Here is an 18,037-nt window from a genome sequence, read left to right as displayed (position 1 = left end):
AGACAATGACAAAAAAACAAAAAAACGATAAAATTTTTTCATGAGTATTAAGAGATGGATCTATTTGTTTATTTTTTGTGTCTTCAATCCTTTAATCAACCTGCTGCCCTTTTGTTGGATCGATGTTTTTTATGATAACCTCAGTTACATTGGAAATACTCTTGGCCATCCGGTCTATTTGATCTTATGGGCTTGTATAAGTGCTTTTGGTTTTTATGATCTATCTTTACGTTGTTGGCAAAAAACATTATTTCCTTTTAAAAAGAGACTTCATCAGATCATCTGTATAAGTATGGTGCTTTCCTGCACGATTCCTTATGTGCCTCAATCTTCTGTTTGGATTCAGGATCTTCATGTTTGGCTTGCTATTCTAAGTGTAGGTGCTTTTGTTCTAGAATGGCTTACCTACTTTGGCTGGAAAAAGGATCTCGTTTTTTGGGAAAAAGTATTATTGACTAGCTTCGCATTCTCTTTTCTCTGCCTTTGTATCCCGGGACATATCACGGCCAGTACCGAGATCAGTTTTTCTACCTTCGTGAACCTCATCCTAGTTAACGTGGCATTTTCCAAAAGGCATGCTACAATAGAGCCATGAAAATCATCAACTCAACACAGAACAAAAACTTAAAACAGCTTTGTAAACTTCATACAAAAAAAGAAAGAGACCATACTGGACTCTTTCTTGTAGAAGGTGCACATATGATTGAAGAAGCAGAACGTGCCCAATGCCTAATGGAAGTCTTTTTATTAGAAGGAATGAATCCGTTTTTTGAAGATCGGACAACCTTCTGTTCTGCTCCCGTCTTACAAAAACTATCAAACCAAAACTCTCAAGCCAAGATCATTGGACTATGTAAAAAACCAAAACAAGATCCTGTGCAAGAAAATGCAGTCTTAATTCTGGACGATATCCAAGATCCTGGAAATGCCGGAACCCTAATACGCACCGCTTTTTCATTTGGAATTGATAAGATCTACTGTTCAGAGCATACAGTTGATTTTTATAATCCAAAAGTTTTACAAGCTTCTCAAGGTGCCATTTTCCATATTCCCATCCAACGAGACAATCTCCAGAATGTGATATCCGCCCATCAAAAAAAAGGAATGAGAATTTTGGGCACTTGTCTACATCAAAAATCTGTACCTCTAAGCCAAGTACGCGTTCAAGAGCCCTATGGAATTGTTTTAGGCAATGAGGGACAAGGAGTTCATCCAGAACTTCTGGATCTTTGTGATGACCTGATTAAAATCGAAATGGAACAATTTGAAAGTCTCAATGTTGCGATTGCCGGAGGAATCTTGATGTATACATTAAGGAGTCGATTCCATCATGCATAAAATAAAAACTTATTTCAGGAGTCTTTTTGCTGCCTTAAAAATAGAAGTTCGAGAACACCGATCTTCCTTTTTGGTCTATTCTATTCTGCGGTTCCTTGTTATATTGGTTTTAATTCGTCAAATTATGTTAGGAAACTACGAAAATATCTTTACATGCATTTTGACGTTGCTCTTATTTCTAGTTCCCAGCTTTGTGCAATTGACTTTTAAAGTTGAACTGCCTATTTTTTTAGAGATTTTGATCTTAGTCTTTATCTATGCCGCTGAAATCCTAGGTGAAATCGACAACTATTATTTTTCGATTCCTTATTGGGATACAATTCTACATACAATCAACGGGTTTGTATGTGCCGCTGTTGGATTCTCTACAGTCAACTTACTCAACCGCAGTCAAAAGATTCAATTTACTCTTTCACCAATCTATATGGCTATTGTCTCTTTTACCTTTTCAATGACAATTGGCGTCCTTTGGGAATTCTTTGAGTTTTCTATGGACCGATTCTTTGAAATGGATACACAAAAAGATACGTTGATCACGACCATTCATTCAGCCGGAGTAGATGAATCAATTCCTGGTTTTACCATGGAAGATATTCATGAAGTCACATTGAACAAAGAGGTAGTTTCTGAAAAAGGATATATTGATATCGGTCTTATCGATACCATGGAAGATCTGTTCGTCAATTTTATAGGTGCCGGAATCTTCTCCATCTGCAGTTTCTTTTATGTGAAAAACCAAGACCGATTTGTCTTCATACAAAATTTTATTCCCAAAAAGAAAGAGCAAGACAAGGATTATCTAAAACAGGAAATTAAAAATCGCGTGGAATCCGATTAGGCTTCCACGCTGTTTTCTGTATTCCACTGATTTCTTTGTTCTTCCTGTGTCTGTTCAGCCGATCTGGAATCCCCAGAATAATAATACATAGGATAATACCAGCGCGAACAATACGAAAGCATATTAATGATAAAAATCAAAATAATAAAGTTTCGCAAAAACGAACCGCTGCTTCTTCGTTGCGTAGATCCATTGGATGAACCAAACCCAAAAGGCCCATAGTAATAAAAATGCGTGTTCTGAAAAGGGCCCTGATTGGATTGCTGATCATAGAAGAAGCTAAAAGGGTCTTGATATGCATTTCCATAAGGATTGGATTGTCCTTGTTGATATTGTGAATAAGTAGAACGATACTTTTCTGGATTTGTGATTTGATCGTAAGCCGCATTGACTTCTTGCATCTTTTTAGCACATTCTTCATCTCCAGGATGAAGATCCGGGTGATATTTTTTGGCAAGTTTCCGGTAAGCGGATTTTATTTCATCTGCGGAAGCATCACGGGATACACCTAACACTTCATAAGGGTCTCGCATACACACACATTCCTTTCATACAGAGTATTCTAACATCTTTTATGTAAAAGTCATGAAAATTCTATATTTTCACACAATTACAGAAATCCCTTTTTGATTGAATCCCTACTTTACTTTTCCTATAATGAAGCTAGAAAAAGAGGCAAATCCATGACTAATAAAACAAATTCTCCCTTTATGGCTCAATTTTTAAAGCCTAAGAAAATTCCCCAAAAAACTATCAAGCCAGTATCTTATTATATAGAACCAGAAGAAGTTTCTTCCAAGATATGTTACTCCATTCAAAATCTGGATCAATATCTTTCCCATTTAGAATCTTTAGACTTATTTCAAGAAGAGAATGAAAATCCAGATTTTTATTTGGATTCTAGGAGTATTCTATCTCATAAAAAACAAGGCCAAACGATCTATCGTTTTATGAAAAAATACGAAAAATCGAAATTTGATTTAAAATACCAAAATGATCAGCTCCTTCTCATTTTAGAACATAAACCTGTTGGTATGATTGAAAAAACAAAGTCTACAGGCTTATTTTCTCTTTACACCAACCAACAATTTGACACCTTATCCGTTATTGTATATGGAGGAGAAACCAAATGCCTGCAAGAAGACCGGACTTTCAAAAGACAAAACTTAAATCATAAACATTATAAAATTGATTTGATTCTCTCAAAACAAGAATCAGCAGAAGAAAAACAACAACGTATAGAAGAGTCTAAAAAAGAAAGGATCGATAAATATAAAGAACAACAGCTTGCATATATCGATCTCTGTAAACAAGCAGAAAAAGATATAAATAATACCGTTTCAAAAAAAGATTGGAAAGTCGTGTCTGGCATTTTGATCTTCTTAATCATCGCTATTTTTGTCTTCATCAGCCTTTCTTCGATAAATCAAATCTTATTTTAAGAGATTCAAAATCCAAAAAGGCTTTCTATTCTCAACAATCACGCCATAAAAAAAGTCCTTTCAATAAAGGACTTATCTACTCATGGCGGAGAGTAAGGGATTCGAACCCTTGGTGGCGTTAACCACACAGCCTTTCCAAGACTGCACCTTAAACCGCTCGGACAACTCTCCAGTGCCTAAATATAATACTAAGGAATACTTTTTCTGTCAAACAAAAAAGCAGGGATAAACCCTGCAGGAGAACATCTCTCACCCTAGAAAATCAACGATGCAGAAGAGGTGAGATTCGTTTATACAGCACAAATACAATAATACCGACGATAACACCTTTTAAAATATTGAAAGGCAGTGTCATAAACAATACAAATGTAAAGGTGTTGGAAACTAGCGGAAACAAAGCCGTACCCATACCAACGATTGCATCCATAGGCAATCCGTAAAAATAAGAATATGCCGGCAACGCAATAAAGTAATTCGATAGCGATCCAATCACCGCTAAAGAAAGAGTACCAATTACAAGAGATACCAACGCACCCTTTCTTGTCTTGTGACGTTGATAATAAATAGAACTAGGGATAACCAACGATAATCCAATCAATAAATTAGATATCTCTCCAACACAGGCAGTGTCTGTTCCCTGAAATAAAAGATTCAAAACTATTTTGAGTGTTTCAATCACCGCTCCGGCCAAAGGCCCCATCGCAAAGCCGCCGATCATAACGGCCACTTCATCAAAGCCTAACTTGTAAAAAGGCGGAAAAAACGGCAGCGGAATCTCAAAGAGCATCAATAGAAACGCAACGGCAGATAAAATCGAAACTTTTGCGATCCATTGCACACGAGATGTTTTAGACTGGACAATCGATTCTGTTGACATACATTAACCTCCTTATCGATCAGTCCCCCTTTTTCAAAAAGAAAAAGAGGTTTGTCACAAAACCTCTCAGGATACAAAAACGATAAAAAAGGATTTCAAAAAATCTTCTTCCATCCAGACTGTAACTGTCGCTACCGGAATCACACCGGTTCCTGCCTAAAGGCTCGCGGAGTATAACCGCCGATTGGGAATTCCACCCGACCCTGAAGTTTTTTGTACGTACATATACTAGACCATCCTCGTGGGGATGTCAATTTGTTTGTGAAATTTTTAGTAAAATCAAACTGATCGAACTTCCAGTTTTTGAGCATCTTTCAAACAACGATAATTCATAAAATAAGCTTTTGTTTCTTGATAAACAACCTTACGCAATGCAACAAGACCGATTAAGTTCGGAAATGCCATACATCCATTGACGATATCCGCTAAAGTGAAGACAAAGTCTAAGGACATGAAAGGTCCTACCCCAATTAAAACTATGAAAAGGATTTTATAAGGAAGAATTGCCTTTTCTCCCAACAGATACTGAATACATTTTTCACCATAATAGTTCCAGCCGATGATAGTTGTGAACGCAAAGAACAATAAACCAATATTCACAACATAAACGCCAATCTCACCAATAGGAAATCCATTTTGAAAGGCAATCGTCGTCATAGCCGATCCTTCTACGCCAAGTAAATAAGACTGTGTAATAATAATGGCCATTCCTGTCATTGTACAGACACAAATCGTATCAATAAAAGTTCCCGTCATAGAAACTAAGCCTTGTTCTACGCAAGAATCTGTTTTAGCAGCTGCGGCAGCAATCGGTGCGCTTCCCAGCCCAGACTCATTACTGAAAATCCCTCGACTGATACCACTTCGCATAGCCATCTGCATCGTAATTCCGACACTTCCGCCAAAAGCTGCCGAAGGAGTAAATGCGGATTGAAGCACGAGTGCCAACGTTCCCGGAATCTCCTGATAATGTGTGATCATGATCAATGCGACACTCGCGATATAAGCAACACTCATAAATGGAACTATGACTTCTGAAACTGAAGCAATCCGTTTGATTCCTCCAATCGTAATAAAACCAACAGTAATTACAAGAAAGATTCCTGTTATAACAGGCGGAATATTCAGAGTCATCTGAGCTGCATCAGAAATCGACCGAACCTGAGTAAAAGTCCCGATCCCCAATAAAGCTACACCTACACCAAAGACCGCAAATAAACGCGCCAATATTTTCCCTAGGGTTTTATTCTTTAAACCTTTCTCTAAATAATACATAGGACCCCCAGACATCTGTCTTTTTTCATCACGTTGACGATATACAATAGCCAAAAGTCCTTCAGAATATTTTGTAGCCATTCCTAAAAACGCAGAAATCCACATCCAGAATAGTGCACCTGGCCCTCCGGCAATTATCGCCGTTGCCACCCCGACGATATTCCCTGTTCCGATCGTGCTGGATAAGGCAGTGCAAAGAGCCTGAAAACTAGAAACATCCCCTTCTTTATGATCCTCTTTTTTAAACATCAGTTTAAACGCTAACGGAAGCCGGCGAAATTGTAAAAGACCTAAACGCAAAGTAAAATACAAACCAGTTCCCAGCAGCAAGCAAATCAAAGGCAATCCCCAGACAAGATCATTGATCTGACTTAAAACATTGGAAAGAGTGTCCATAAAAAAATCCTCCTTTATCAGAAAAAGAGGAATTAGAAAATATAAAAACTATCTAATCCCCTGTCCTTTTGCCTGAGAGTTTCACCCCTAAGGGCTTGCTCCTTCGGCGTCCATTTAAGGAACTCTCCAGAGGCTCGTCAGAATACTATCCTTTTACCTGAAATAATAAATTCTTCGGTGGTCCAAAGACTCTCTCTAGCATTCGTCATCCGAACTCTACCCATGCATTGTAAAGAAAAAACACAAAGAGTGCAAGTATAAATTTACTTCCTTAATAAAACAATCGATATATCATTCCATTGAATACTCACATTTAGATTCTTTGATTCATCTAAATGCACACTTTGGTACCATTGCCCACTCTCGTATTGCAGATCTTGTCCTGAAAAATATGCATAAGCGCTACAAGCTAAACCTAAAACGATACAGCCAACAGCACTTACCAATAAAAGTTTTAGCTTTTCCATAAATGGACCTCCTTCATTCGACAAAACAGATGTTTTTTAGCCAGCAACTAAAACCACCGGTCATCCGTACAAAGAAACGCGATACCATGACCATAAAGAGTCCTGCCAATATTGAAAAACCAGCAGCGAGAAATCCAATGCCCAATTGTAACAAGCCTGTCATAAAACTGGATGACATCACAAATGGTGCCCCCACAATGCTCACACAGCAAACGATCAATCCCGCCACCATGAACACGAGCGCTTCACGATGATGAAGACCCCATCTTACATCTGGATCCCCATGCCAAAAAAACCAATATCGAAAAATACATCGACAACACTTATACTTCTTTAGATAACACCTATACCAGCAATGTTTCTATGAGTGTTCTTCGGGTTGTCGTACAAACGTCATTGATATTCACTTTGATCGTTCTTTCCATACTTTGTGCGAATACTTTCTCGCAAGAAAAAACAACAAAGATGGATTCGATCATCACTTGTACCAAAACCGGGAGCACCCGAATTACTGTCGCAAAAATTCTAGCGAATCTGTGTTTATGCTTGAGCTTTACTGTGGGGATCATCCTTTTATACTTGGTGATTGCCTGTATTTTTATGGTTCCCAGAGGATGGTCATGTCGCGCTTCCTTTCTATGGTGTTATCAAGATGATTTTTACTACATCACATACTTGGAATATTTTTGGGCTTGTATCAAAGCATGGCTAACAGGTGCATTCTTTGTAGCTGCGTTCACAAGTTTATTCTCATATTTTACAAAAAACTTGACGATTATATTCATGTTTGCCATTTTGATTGGTCCTGTTGCCCTGCAGGAGATTCTTCCAAACTGGATGATACCGTTTTGTCCTTTTGTATTCTACAATCCCGAATTCATGATCACTCCTGGCACACATGTACGCGACCCGATGGTTGCCCCAGGTGTCTGGCTCAACACTTTGATACTCGGATTCTGGATAGGTATAACCTTGTTATTTGCATTAATGATTCTAAAAAAAGCACATAAACATCGTGTATAATCATTAAAAAAGCTGAACCTCGAATTCTTTGAGGTTCAGCCTTTATTTAGTTGCTTGAAGAAGTTGGCAGAAATGGACGAATCGCATCCGCAAAATTATGTACATTTCGCGTTTGAATCAATACGGTTCCATTCCCATGGAATTCATTGACAAAACCCTCACCGGTCGTAAAACCAAACGTTCCGGATGCGACACGGATATCATATTGTAAAGATGCATCCCAAGCCACCACATGTTCATTATCTATGGTCAGCGGCTGATCTTCACGAACTTCCAAAGCTAGAATATCACCAAACGAAGAAACCAGAACATCGCCTTCTCCCTGAGTTTCCATCACAAAGAGACCGCCAGTGCCGGCAAATATTGCCTTACCCAAATCTTGTTTTTTCATCAGATATTCCACACTTTGATCACATGCCAAAAAAGCACCCGTATTCAAACGGTATTGAGTAGGTCCCCCTACTTTCAACTCATGAATTTTCCCCGGGATTGGTGGTGCAATACCAATTACACCTTGATCTGAAGTACCTGTAGCCATAGTAATAAACATGCTTTCCCCACTGGTCATACTGCGGCCAATTGCTCCTAGTACACCTCCAATTCCCTTTTTGGAACTATTCATCTTCCCTTCCAAACTAACATTCGAAATATAGACCATGGATCCTCTTTCCACTTTAACTGTCTCTTGATTTCCCAATGCAATCTGAACGAGAGGGCAATCGCTGTCGCCAATAACCTGATATTTCATAATATGTTTCCTCCTGAGCTCATTCTACCATAAAAAAACTAGAGCGAATATGAATCTTTTCGTATGTAATGCCAACACTCATAGTTTTCTGCAGAATCGCAATTATACCTGTATATTCATCTGTAGACGTAATCTGGATATTTCTCTTAATAATCTTCCAAGATTTTGAGTGTATTATCAGGATCCATATCCAGCATTGTCAACCGCTAAGTTTTGTGAATATTTTCTTCTCTTTGTTCCCGTTTTTCGCATCATGAAAAAAAGCTTTTGATGCCCGATAATACCTCTAAACCGTGTTTTAGAAATCATAATCAAATAATCCATGATAGAATAAAATTAGAATGGAGAAAGGTCTATGAACACCAGAAATTATTTCTCACCCTTTTTATCAAACTTGCAAAAAATTATCTTTGGCAAAAACGAAGTGATCCGTGAGATCTTACTTGCCTTTTTATGCCAAGGTCACGTTCTGCTCAAAGATTTTCCCGGAGTTGGTAAAACTACATTGTCTTTGGCTTTTGCTAAAGGATTGGGCTTAGATTTCAAAAGAATTCAATTTACCCCGGATGTCATGCCTACCGATTTAACTGGTTTCTCTGTTTTAGATCGTGAATCCAAAAAATTCTTGTATCATCCCGGTGTTGTCTTTTGCAATGTTCTTCTTGTGGATGAAATCAATCGAACTTCGCCAAAAACCCAATCTGCTTTATTAGAAGTTATGGAAGAAGGTAAAGTGACAGTCGATGGCATCACCAGATCTGTCCCAAACCCTTTCTTTGTTATCGCAACCCAAAATCCAGATCAAGCAATCGGCACGCAAGCGTTGCCTGAAGCGCAACTGGACCGTTTTTTAGTAGAGTGTTCTTTAGGATATCCAACTTATCAGGATGAGCTGAAACTCGCACATGAACTAGACTCCAAACCAAAGATAGAGAAAATGCCCGTTTCCATCGATCCTTGGATGATCAAAGCAGCCCATGATGAGATTCAATCCATTTATATGGATTCATCCATTTATGAATATATTGTGCATTTGGTGCGTAAAACAAGAGAACTCGACACAATTCAAATGGGCGCCAGTCCTCGTGCCACTATGGCATTAGTCAAATGCTCAAAAGCCTCGGCATGGATTCAAGGACGAGACTATGTCATTCCTCAAGATGTACAAAACCAAGTCCCTTATATTCTCTCTCACCGGCTTGTTCTCAGCGCTAAAGCGTATACCCAGAAACGCACCAAAGAAAATATCATTCAAGAACTTTTAGAAACGATCAAGGTTAAAGATCATGATTAAACTATTCCTGCTTGTAATCCATATCCTATTTTTCTATATCTGTGCCCTCTTTCAAAGTCTTTGGGGCCTGTGGTTTTTTTGTGCCGAATTGATCATCGCCCTCTTCTTATGGCTTTCGACTTGGACTTTCCAAAAACGAACCCATCTTTCGATAAAAGAATCGATGGTCGTTGTTCATAAAAACGAATGCGTTTCCAACCCTTTTTATGTTAAAAAAGGGAGTCTGCAACCCGGAAAGATCCGTTTGTTCTGTACACTGAAAAATCCGTACAGTTCAACATCTTTACGATTTAATCTACAAGATTCTCTGCTTTTTACCGCAAAAGACTGCGGTTTCTTTGAACTGAACCTTCATAAGATCTGGATCTATGACTGGTTAGGCTTATTTCATCGTAAAAGCACGAAGGAAAACACGACAATCCCGATCGTGATCCTGCCAGATCCGGTCCCAATCTTTTTAGAAATGAAACAAGCCTCACAAGGATCACAAGATTTAAAAATTGAAACGCGGATCGGCCAAGTGGGCGAACCTTCTTTTGAGATCAAAAATATTCGCGAATATCAGGAACAAGATCCGCTTCATCATATTCACTGGAAACTGAGTTCCCGCACCGACACGATATGGGTCAAAGACTATGAAAAAGAACAAGCCAAGACACCTTTGATCCAAGCTTGTTTTACGCCGCAAGATGAACTCGAAGATGCTCGTTTCTATCAAAAAGTCTATTCGATCCTTCTGGGATTTTTAATTCAGAAACAGCCAGTCATCTTATGGTGGAACCAAGATCAGAATGATACCGCCTATCGTATCGATCATCAAAGAGAATTAGATCATACTTTTGCGAATCTCTTGGCCCATCAAGAACCATCTCCTATGGCCTTACCTGGCGAGCCACCGGATCTAGTGATCTCATCACAATAAAATCGTTGATTTATACAGAAAGAGAACCCTATGCGCCCTTCCAAACTGATCGAGAAAAATCGCACCCCATCACAGCACAAACTAACCCTTTTGGATAGTGTGTTGTTTTATGGTGCGATTCTTTTTCTTTGCACATGCATCGCCTCGATCACATTGATCGAAGTGCCCTTTATTCTTTATTTAGGCTTCTTTGGTATCGGAACCATCTATTTAGCACTCAATTTCTTGTTTCCCGATCGATCTATATGGATCTTGGCCATTGGTCATTTTCTGATCCTGTTGAGTTCCATTTTTCTTTGGGACAAATTGATTGAAGAGATGGATCTGATTCTTTATGCGACAAAAATGCCTATAGAGATCAATACCTTTCTTAGCCTCATCGTCATTTTTTTGATGATATGGTTATTTACTTTTCTGGTTCTATGGCCAAAACCTTGGATCTTTACGCTAGGTATCCTTCTCTTTTTAAGTGTCTTTGCCCTATCTGGATATTCTTTTTCAGGATACTGGGTCCCTTTATTATTTGGATTTCTGGTTTTCGTCTGGTACAAACCACTTATTCAAACCCAATCCCAGAATTGGATCCTTCCTCTTGGGTTAATCGGAATGGGTTGTGTCTTAGGATGGATGCTCACTTTTGTGATCGAAACACCGGCCACGCAAATGGCCACGCGTTTTGAAGAAACGATCAATGACGTTTTTCAAAAAGGAGAAATTGATTCTCACCATGCGAATTCCGGTGTGATTTGGAGAGGAAACAACTATCCGGACGATGCTCTGTTGTTTACTGTCGAAAGCGATGAGCCCATTGAGAGCCCTCTTTATTTTAAGAGCTTTACCGGCTCAACTTATCAGGATGGTCAATGGGAACAAGATACGGAAAACCGGCTGGAATCTCTGATCCAAAGCGCCTATTCTGGGTATATATCCCCGTATCAAATCAAGAATAGACTCACCTCTTTACAAATGACCTTGGCAGAAGAAACCGACTGTCAGCCGCAGCAAATCATGATTCAATCGGATCTGATCGATTATGAGAATCTTTTGCCTTATTATTCCTTAGGTTCTTTTATCAAAGAGAAGACTCTTTATGCGACCAGTTATCTGGATCTGAATCAAAAAGATCGGATTGCCGAGGATAAATATTCGCAAGATCAGCGTTTTTTTAATGAAGCATACGAAGAATCGATCCAGTTTGCGTATACAGATGTCGAAACGGAAAATCTTCCAAAATTAGAACAACTGGTCAAAGAGAATCCCAAGACCGATCGCAATGCCGTTACCGCCATGATCGTACGTCTGCTCCAAGAATATACAACATATACACGGACCCCTGGCTATATGTCACAAAGCCAGGATGTCGTAGAAGCATTTCTTTTTGACCAACAAAAAGGATATTGTATCCACTATGCATCGGTAGCCGCATTGTTGTATCAAATGTATGACATCCCGGCACGCTATGTAAGCGGATATGTCGTCTACCCTGATGATTTCCAAGAAGATCATGGCCATTATATCGCCTCGATCCCAGAAGATCATGCACATGCCTGGGTCGAACTATATTTTGAAGGCGTCGGCTGGACCCCAGTCGAAATGACTCCAGATTCTAACGGACAGATCCATGCGACATATCCAGGACTGGATCAAGAAGAACTCCAAGATTTGATCAAAAAGGATACTTCCAATTTCTCCCTATTGAATCAAAATCAATTTGCAGGTTCAAGAAACTGGAACAAGATGAAACCTTTGTTCATGATAACGTTGATCATTCTATGCCTGGGCTTGATCATTGTGTTTGCGATTCGTTATCGGCATCATCTAAAAGCAATGCGGCATTGGAAGGCAAAAAATTATATTGCCTCCATCTTGGATATGTTAAAGATCGTCCCAGGATTGGAAGAAACCAGCTTTACGCAAAAAGACTTCGTGCATCAAGTGCATTCAGCCTTACCAGAGCTCCAGCTCGAAACGATCCAAAAGCTGCAAGATCTGGCTCATCAAGTTTATTATTCTTCGCACTCGATTTCGAAAAATGAACTTCCTCGGTTTCATAACTTATATAAAAAAGTGATAGAAAAGAAATTACCTAAACCTAAACTTCTCTTTTATCGATATATTCGATGTCTTATCATTTGACAGATTGCCTCAAAAAAGATTATCTTAGAGAGGACGAAAAGAGGAAATAACATGATTCAATATAAAAGACTTCAAGATTTGCCAAAACGTTTAGAACAACTGGGAATCGATTCCCCATTCTCTTCTGATCTATCAGAAGAAGCCATCAAAGATACGATCTCTCAGATCGAAAATGACTGGTTGGATGGAACTCTTATAGATTTGACTCCTTTAAAATCCAATGAGGACAGTATTCATTTCAATCTTGTGACCATGGGCATTCCAAACACAACCATCAAGATCGTTTTTGAAGCTACATATGAAGAATACGATCCAGAATTCGAAGTATTCCAATATACATATACGACACCAGTCGGATGGATCGAAGAGTAGGAGCTGTAATGAACAGATGATTTTCACGAATCATTGAGCGTTTCAGCTCTTTTTCTTTTCTCTATCTAGAAGAAAAAATAATGAGTTATTTTAAGTCGAAAAAACAATCGATCATTAACATGAAATAAAAAAGCACCAAATCAACTTTATATCAAGCCGATTTAGTGCTTATTTCCTAACTGGCAGGGGTAGCAGGAAAAATAAAAAACAATTTTTATTTAATTTTATCTATTTTTATGAAGTTTAATTCAATATTGTTTGCATCATTTTTGTGTAATTACCTGTATTTTTACTATATTATCTGGTCAAAATCTGGTCAAAATGGAAATTTAAAAATAGTCGGTTATTAAGTTTACTTTTCGAATTTCTGAATCATACAAAAAAAGAAGAGGCCATTTTCAGCTTCTTCTTATGTAAGGTATTAATGTATGTCAATGAAAGTATATCATTAAATCGTTTTACTTACCATTTCTCTTTTTAAGAACAGACAAGATTCCTGCTCCTACAGCAGATGCACCTGCTAAAGAAGAGAACAGTCCAATTCCGAATCCAGCACTGGTCTTTGTGCCGTTTGTTCTCTTAGAATCTGCTGCAGTCTTTTCTTTTACAGTCACAACGATCGTCTTACGAACACGAGTACCACCATTATCGGTTACTTCATAATCAACAGTATATTTGCCAGCTTTTGAAGTATCGACCGTATTCTTGGTAATAACGATCTTATCTGTTAAGTCACCATCTTCTTTATCCGTAGCTGTAACACCTTTCATTGGATCAAACTTATCACCTACGGTTAAAGTCTGGTCTTTGGCGTTAATAACGGGTGCTTGGTTTTCTGTTCCAACAACCGGAATGACAATTGCTTCTTTTTGATAACCACAAATACTACATTCTTCATGTTTTAAACCTTCACTTGTTGCAGTAGCTTCTTTATCGATGACCCATTTATACTCATGAGCTTCTTTATCTAAGACTTCTCCACATTCACAGGTATGCCAGTGACTGTTTTCATCATGATACCAAGTATCGGTTGCTGTATGATCCGTTAGTTTTGGGATAGCTATATCCTCTAAACTTAATTCATTAGTGCCAAGTGCATCATCATAGTATTTATCACAGTGTTCACAATACCAATAGGCGATATTGCCTTCGCTCGTATGAGTTGGCTCTTTCGCTTCGACATATTTCATATCGTGTATTATCTCATAAGTTACTTTAAAGCTGGCATGATCTCTATAACTATCATCTTCGCTGGTATAAGTGATAAAGGCATATAAAGTAGATCTTTTTTCAGCGCTTAGACCATCTTTTAGTTTGATCGAAACTTTGGCTTCTTCATTTGGTTGTAAAGTATTTTTATCAAGCGTAATGATAAGCCAAGGATTTGCTCCATGATCTTCTAATTTAATCGTTTGATTGCCGGTATTTTTAATAGTTATATATTCTGGATCTTGCGGATCATAACCTTCTTTAACTGAAGGCAAGGTTATTTTAGCAGGAGTAACTGATGCAGAGTAACTAGCGTCTTCAATTTCAAAATTTTTGCTTTCCCCATTCCAAGACACCGCATAAGTTTTCCCATTTGCGGTAATCGTATGATCCTGACCAGTCAAATAAAGATAGAACGTTCCATCTCCATCCGAATGATTACCAGATCGAGTATATTCTTTTCCATCAACCGTAACATTGTTCACTCCAGCAAGCCCGTCTAACCTTGCAAGATAAAGATTGTTACCTTGTTCATCGGTAGGAGTGCTAGAAACGCTTCCTTTTACACTTCCACCTGCAATTATTATATTTTGCGAAGATGCTCCTCCTATGCCATAACTATGGTCTGACGTTGCAGTAATGGTACCTCCTAAAATCTTGATAATACCATCGACACTTCCACCACCTATACCAGCTTGGCTCATTCCTTTTGCATATAATGTTCCTGTACCATCCGAATTGATGGTCAACACATTTCCACTACCATTAAATTGGATTCCTGCATTATATACATTGCCGGCAACAATTCTATTGTTTCCAACCAAATTTAATGTGACATTCGCATTTCCATTTATATTCATACCTGCATACATAGCTTCAATATTTACATTATTTAAAGTAAGCGTACATGTGACATTGGCATCGATATTAATTTGATAATTCTTTGCTGCTGTTCCATTTCCTATAATTGTATAAGAACCATTCTTTTTTATGGTTATTGGGCTGTTTCCATCATGCTGTATAGTAAAATCCCAATCTATTCCTTTCTCTCCACCTTCAACAAGGAAATCTCCGGCTTGATTTTTATCATTGTTTTTAACCTCCTTTTTTGATGGCTCTTCTGATGAATTTTCTATAGAGATAGAATTACTGTCTTCTAACGACTCTATTTCATGGATTTGATTTCCTACAACGTTATTGGTTTCAATAGATTCTTCATCTTTCTTCTCTGTTTCTGTAGATGTATTCGCATCTGCAATTTCATTTTCTATATTCTGTATATTACCATCATCTATTTTATCTACTACTGTATTAGTTTCATTTGACTGTTCTTCCTGAGCGAATACACTTAATGTATTGGCAAATGTAGATACAGATAAAGCTCCAGTCAAAAGAACAGGTAATATGTCTTTTCTCTTCATTTTGTTTTTCTCCTTTAAATAGTTAAATCGCCTTATTTATAGAAAAAGTATAACAATCTATGCTATAAAAAACAATTGAAGATCCAAGATAAAAGGTGGCAGTACTGCCACCTTGCCTCAAAAAATGTTTGGTTTAAAAAAATGTATGAAGAAAAAAGAGATTGAAAACATACAAATTAGAGATAAAAATTAATAAATCTGGTCAGAAATCTGGTCAGTGATAGTATAAAAGTAAAACAAAAAGCTCGAAATGCCTTTAAATAAAGGATATTTCGAGCTTATGTTTACTAACTGGCAGGGGTAGCAGGAGTTGAACCCACATCAACGGTTTTGGAGACCGCTGTTCTACCATTGAACTATACCCCTAAGCGCTCGTTTATTCTAGCACACTTTCCAGTGGGTTTCAATTAATTTTTAATCAACAAAATAAAAGGGCACGTAACATACCCTTTATATCTATTGTAATTCTTCTTTCTTTTGTTCTATATAAGATTGAAGCTGATCGAGCACTTCAACGCTCGAGGTCTGATCTACAAAGAATAAAGCCAGATCCTTAAAGGCTTTTGAATCCAAATATCGAGAAATATAAGTAGCCTGTGTGATCAAAGGAGAGAATTGTCTTGTGATAGAGTTTTTTGTATAACCTACACCACTTACCTCAATATATCCTTTTTTCATCAACTTTTTCAAATTTGGCTGAATAGTATTCATTGTAATATCCGGAATAGCATGCAAGATATCATTGGCCGATAGAGGTTTTTCGCTGCTCCACAAAACTTCCATGATATCTAACTCTCGTTTTGATAATCTATTTTTCATCTCACTATCTCCCATTCGGATTAATTATACGATAAATATAGTAAAATCAAAAGATTAAGTTTATTTTTCTATATGGAATGCTTCGGGTTTTCAGGAATCCAAATTGACTATATTTTCAGTTTTGATATAATTTTTCTGTATTGTTTAAGGAGGCTTTTTTCATATGTCAAGCCAAGTAATTGTAGGGACCCAATGGGGTGATGAAGGAAAAGGAAAGATCGTTGATGTCTTAGCGCAAAAAGCTGACATGATCGTTCGCTTCCAAGGAGGTGACAACGCAGGTCATACCGTGATCGTCAATGGTCAAAAACACGTACTGCATCTGCTTCCAAGTGGAGTGCTCAATCCTAAGGCAACTTGTATCATCGGTCCTGGTGTCGTCTGCAATCCATTTGTACTGCTTCAAGAAATGAAGACATTAGAAGATGGAGGATTCCCTTGTGATCACATTGTTATAAGTGATCGCGCACAAATGTTAATGCCTTATCATTGTTATCAAGATGAACTGGAAGAACAGGCCGCCAGCCATAAGATCGGAACCACTAAAAAAGGGATTGGTCCTTGTTATGCTGACAAATACGCAAGACGAGGCATCCGTTATCATGAGTTCATCGACTTTGACAATTTCAAAATCCGTTTAAAAGAATGCCTTGATTTTAAGAATAAACTCTTTACAAAAGTCTATGACGGAAAAGCCATGGACTATGATCAAATGGTGAAAGATTTTGAAGCGATCTACGATAAAATCGTTCCAATGATCAAAGAAACAACACATATCGTCAATGATGCTCTAGATCAAGATAAGATTGTCTTATTTGAAGGCGCTCAAGCTGCCATGCTGGATATTAACTATGGAACATATCCTTATGTGACAAGTTCTTCTCCAACCAGTGCCGGTGTAACCGTAGGTGCCTGCGTAGCCCCCAGCAAAATTCAAAATGTGATTGGGGTTGTCAAAGCCTATTCAACGCGTGTCGGCGAAGGCCCTTTTGTTACAGAACTCAATGATGAAACAGGACAATGGATCCGTGAAAAAGGATTTGAATATGGTGCTACTACCGGACGTCCTAGACGTTGCGGGTGGCTTGATCTATTAGTTGTCAAACACGCGGCTATGATGAACGGATTAACAGATATTGTATTGACTAAAATCGATGTTCTCAGTGGACTTGAAAAACTTTATATCTGCACAGGTTATGAGATCAACGGAAAACTTTATAACTATATCCCAAGTGATCAGGCAGATGTCGCAAAAGCAAAACCAGTTTACAAGGTTTTGGAAGGTTGGCAAGAAGATATCACAAAAATCGATTCTTTTGACGCTCTTCCTAAAGCATGCCAAGAGTACATCCATTTCATTGAAGAATTTACAGGTGTCAGAATCTCTATGGTTTCTGTTGGACCGGATCGTGTCAACAACATCTATATTCATCAAATGTAACAGAGAAAATCAATTTTTC

At 38.1% G+C, this 18,037-nt stretch carries 18 protein-coding genes, 2 tRNA genes and 2 riboswitches; of the genes, 10 read left to right on the top strand and 10 right to left on the bottom strand.

All coding sequences use genetic code 11. The features are described 5' to 3' along the window. Positions 1–40: 40 nt before the first annotated feature. Genes HNQ43_RS04005 through HNQ43_RS03995 form a run of 3 tightly spaced genes read left to right on the top strand, consistent with a single transcriptional unit; the run spans position 41 to position 2,176 of the window. On the top strand, positions 41–595 hold the full coding sequence (locus HNQ43_RS04005; protein ID WP_183375013.1) for a hypothetical protein: 555 nt from the start codon (positions 41–43) through the stop codon (positions 593–595). Beyond that, complete coding sequence (locus HNQ43_RS04000) at positions 592–1,338, top strand: TrmH family RNA methyltransferase (protein ID WP_183375011.1); 747 nt, start codon at positions 592–594, stop codon at positions 1,336–1,338. The genes HNQ43_RS04005 and HNQ43_RS04000 overlap by 4 nt, the downstream gene beginning before the upstream one ends. Then, positions 1,331–2,176: a DUF2238 domain-containing protein gene (locus HNQ43_RS03995; protein ID WP_183375009.1), complete on the top strand. Its 846-nt coding sequence runs from the start codon at positions 1,331–1,333 to the stop codon at positions 2,174–2,176. Before HNQ43_RS04000 ends, HNQ43_RS03995 begins: the two co-directional genes overlap by 8 nt. On the opposite strand, the gene HNQ43_RS03990 is transcribed toward HNQ43_RS03995, so the two are convergent. Continuing rightward, positions 2,173–2,709 (bottom strand): DnaJ domain-containing protein, encoded by a 537-nt coding sequence (locus HNQ43_RS03990; protein WP_183375007.1) that lies wholly within the window; start codon positions 2,707–2,709, stop codon positions 2,173–2,175. The two genes, HNQ43_RS03995 and HNQ43_RS03990, sit on opposite strands and share 4 nt — an antisense overlap. Positions 2,710–2,859: 150 nt before the next feature. On the opposite strand from HNQ43_RS03990, the gene HNQ43_RS03985 reads away from it, so the two are divergent. Further along, the gene (locus HNQ43_RS03985; protein WP_183375005.1) at positions 2,860–3,618 is read left to right on the top strand and encodes a hypothetical protein; all 759 of its coding nucleotides are present in this window, start codon (positions 2,860–2,862) and stop codon (positions 3,616–3,618) included. 83 nt (positions 3,619–3,701) lie between these two features. Here the strand turns inward: HNQ43_RS03985 and HNQ43_RS03980 are convergent. The 5 genes from HNQ43_RS03980 to HNQ43_RS03960 all read right to left on the bottom strand — a co-directional run bounded on the left by HNQ43_RS03980 (position 3,702) and on the right by HNQ43_RS03960 (position 6,865). Next, a tRNA-Ser gene (locus tag HNQ43_RS03980) sits at positions 3,702–3,789 on the bottom strand. 91 nt (positions 3,790–3,880) lie between these two features. Then, positions 3,881–4,495 (bottom strand): ECF transporter S component, encoded by a 615-nt coding sequence (locus tag HNQ43_RS03975; protein ID WP_183375003.1) that lies wholly within the window; start codon positions 4,493–4,495, stop codon positions 3,881–3,883. A gap of 98 nt (positions 4,496–4,593) precedes the next feature. After that, positions 4,594–4,710, bottom strand: a riboswitch (FMN riboswitch). Positions 4,711–4,774: 64 nt separating this feature from the next. Further along, complete coding sequence (locus HNQ43_RS03970) at positions 4,775–6,166, bottom strand: alanine/glycine:cation symporter family protein (RefSeq protein ID WP_183375001.1); 1,392 nt, start codon at positions 6,164–6,166, stop codon at positions 4,775–4,777. Positions 6,167–6,216: 50 nt separating this feature from the next. Then, positions 6,217–6,306: riboswitch (glycine riboswitch) on the bottom strand. A 123-nt stretch (positions 6,307–6,429) separates the two neighbouring features. After that, a complete protein-coding gene (locus HNQ43_RS03965) occupies positions 6,430–6,633 on the bottom strand; it encodes a hypothetical protein (protein ID WP_183374999.1) in 204 nt (67 codons plus the stop codon). 13 nt (positions 6,634–6,646) lie between these two features. Next, complete coding sequence (locus HNQ43_RS03960; protein ID WP_183374997.1) at positions 6,647–6,865, bottom strand: hypothetical protein; 219 nt, start codon at positions 6,863–6,865, stop codon at positions 6,647–6,649. 131 nt (positions 6,866–6,996) lie between these two features. Between HNQ43_RS03960 and HNQ43_RS03955 the strand changes: the two genes are divergently transcribed. Next, positions 6,997–7,656 carry a hypothetical protein gene (locus HNQ43_RS03955; RefSeq protein ID WP_183374995.1) on the top strand — a complete coding sequence of 220 codons (660 nt, stop codon included), beginning with the start codon at positions 6,997–6,999 and terminating at the stop codon, positions 7,654–7,656. Between the two features lie 46 nt (positions 7,657–7,702). Here the strand turns inward: HNQ43_RS03955 and HNQ43_RS03950 are convergent, their stop codons facing one another. After that, positions 7,703–8,404, bottom strand: coding sequence for a TIGR00266 family protein (locus tag HNQ43_RS03950; protein WP_183374993.1), 702 nt, complete (start codon positions 8,402–8,404; stop codon positions 7,703–7,705). Between the two features lie 355 nt (positions 8,405–8,759). Here HNQ43_RS03950 and HNQ43_RS03945 point away from each other — a divergent pair, with 355 nt between their 5' ends. From HNQ43_RS03945 to HNQ43_RS03930, 4 genes are read left to right on the top strand one after another with little or no spacing between them, the layout of a single operon-like run. Continuing rightward, positions 8,760–9,698, top strand: coding sequence for an AAA family ATPase (locus HNQ43_RS03945; RefSeq protein ID WP_183374991.1), 939 nt, complete (start codon positions 8,760–8,762; stop codon positions 9,696–9,698). Continuing rightward, complete coding sequence (locus tag HNQ43_RS03940) at positions 9,691–10,620, top strand: DUF58 domain-containing protein (RefSeq protein WP_183374989.1); 930 nt, start codon at positions 9,691–9,693, stop codon at positions 10,618–10,620. The genes HNQ43_RS03945 and HNQ43_RS03940 overlap by 8 nt, the downstream gene beginning before the upstream one ends. Before the next feature lie 30 nt (positions 10,621–10,650). After that, positions 10,651–12,756: a transglutaminase-like domain-containing protein gene (locus HNQ43_RS03935; protein ID WP_183374987.1), complete on the top strand. Its 2,106-nt coding sequence runs from the start codon at positions 10,651–10,653 to the stop codon at positions 12,754–12,756. A gap of 51 nt (positions 12,757–12,807) precedes the next feature. Then, a complete protein-coding gene (locus HNQ43_RS03930; protein WP_183374985.1) occupies positions 12,808–13,128 on the top strand; it encodes a hypothetical protein in 321 nt (106 codons plus the stop codon). 458 nt (positions 13,129–13,586) lie between these two features. On the opposite strand, the gene HNQ43_RS09085 is transcribed toward HNQ43_RS03930, so the two are convergent. The 3 genes from HNQ43_RS09085 to HNQ43_RS03915 all read right to left on the bottom strand — a co-directional run bounded on the left by HNQ43_RS09085 (position 13,587) and on the right by HNQ43_RS03915 (position 16,577). Further along, entirely contained in the window at positions 13,587–15,758 is a 2,172-nt protein-coding gene (locus tag HNQ43_RS09085; protein WP_244957032.1) for an immunoglobulin-like domain-containing protein, read from the bottom strand. A gap of 292 nt (positions 15,759–16,050) precedes the next feature. After that, a tRNA-Trp gene (locus HNQ43_RS03920) sits at positions 16,051–16,124 on the bottom strand. A 90-nt stretch (positions 16,125–16,214) separates the two neighbouring features. Further along, the gene (locus HNQ43_RS03915) at positions 16,215–16,577 is read right to left on the bottom strand and encodes a BlaI/MecI/CopY family transcriptional regulator (RefSeq protein WP_183374983.1); all 363 of its coding nucleotides are present in this window, start codon (positions 16,575–16,577) and stop codon (positions 16,215–16,217) included. Positions 16,578–16,740: 163 nt separating this feature from the next. On the opposite strand from HNQ43_RS03915, the gene HNQ43_RS03910 reads away from it, so the two are divergent. Next, the gene (locus HNQ43_RS03910) at positions 16,741–18,018 is read left to right on the top strand and encodes an adenylosuccinate synthase (protein ID WP_183374982.1); all 1,278 of its coding nucleotides are present in this window, start codon (positions 16,741–16,743) and stop codon (positions 18,016–18,018) included. The last annotated feature ends 19 nt before the right edge of the window (positions 18,019–18,037 follow it).

It is taken from the genome of Faecalicoccus acidiformans (genome assembly GCF_014202635.1).
Taxonomy (GTDB): Bacteria; Bacillota_I; Bacilli_A; order Erysipelotrichales; family Erysipelotrichaceae; genus Faecalicoccus; species Faecalicoccus acidiformans.
This window is presented reverse-complemented; position numbering and strand designations above follow the sequence as displayed.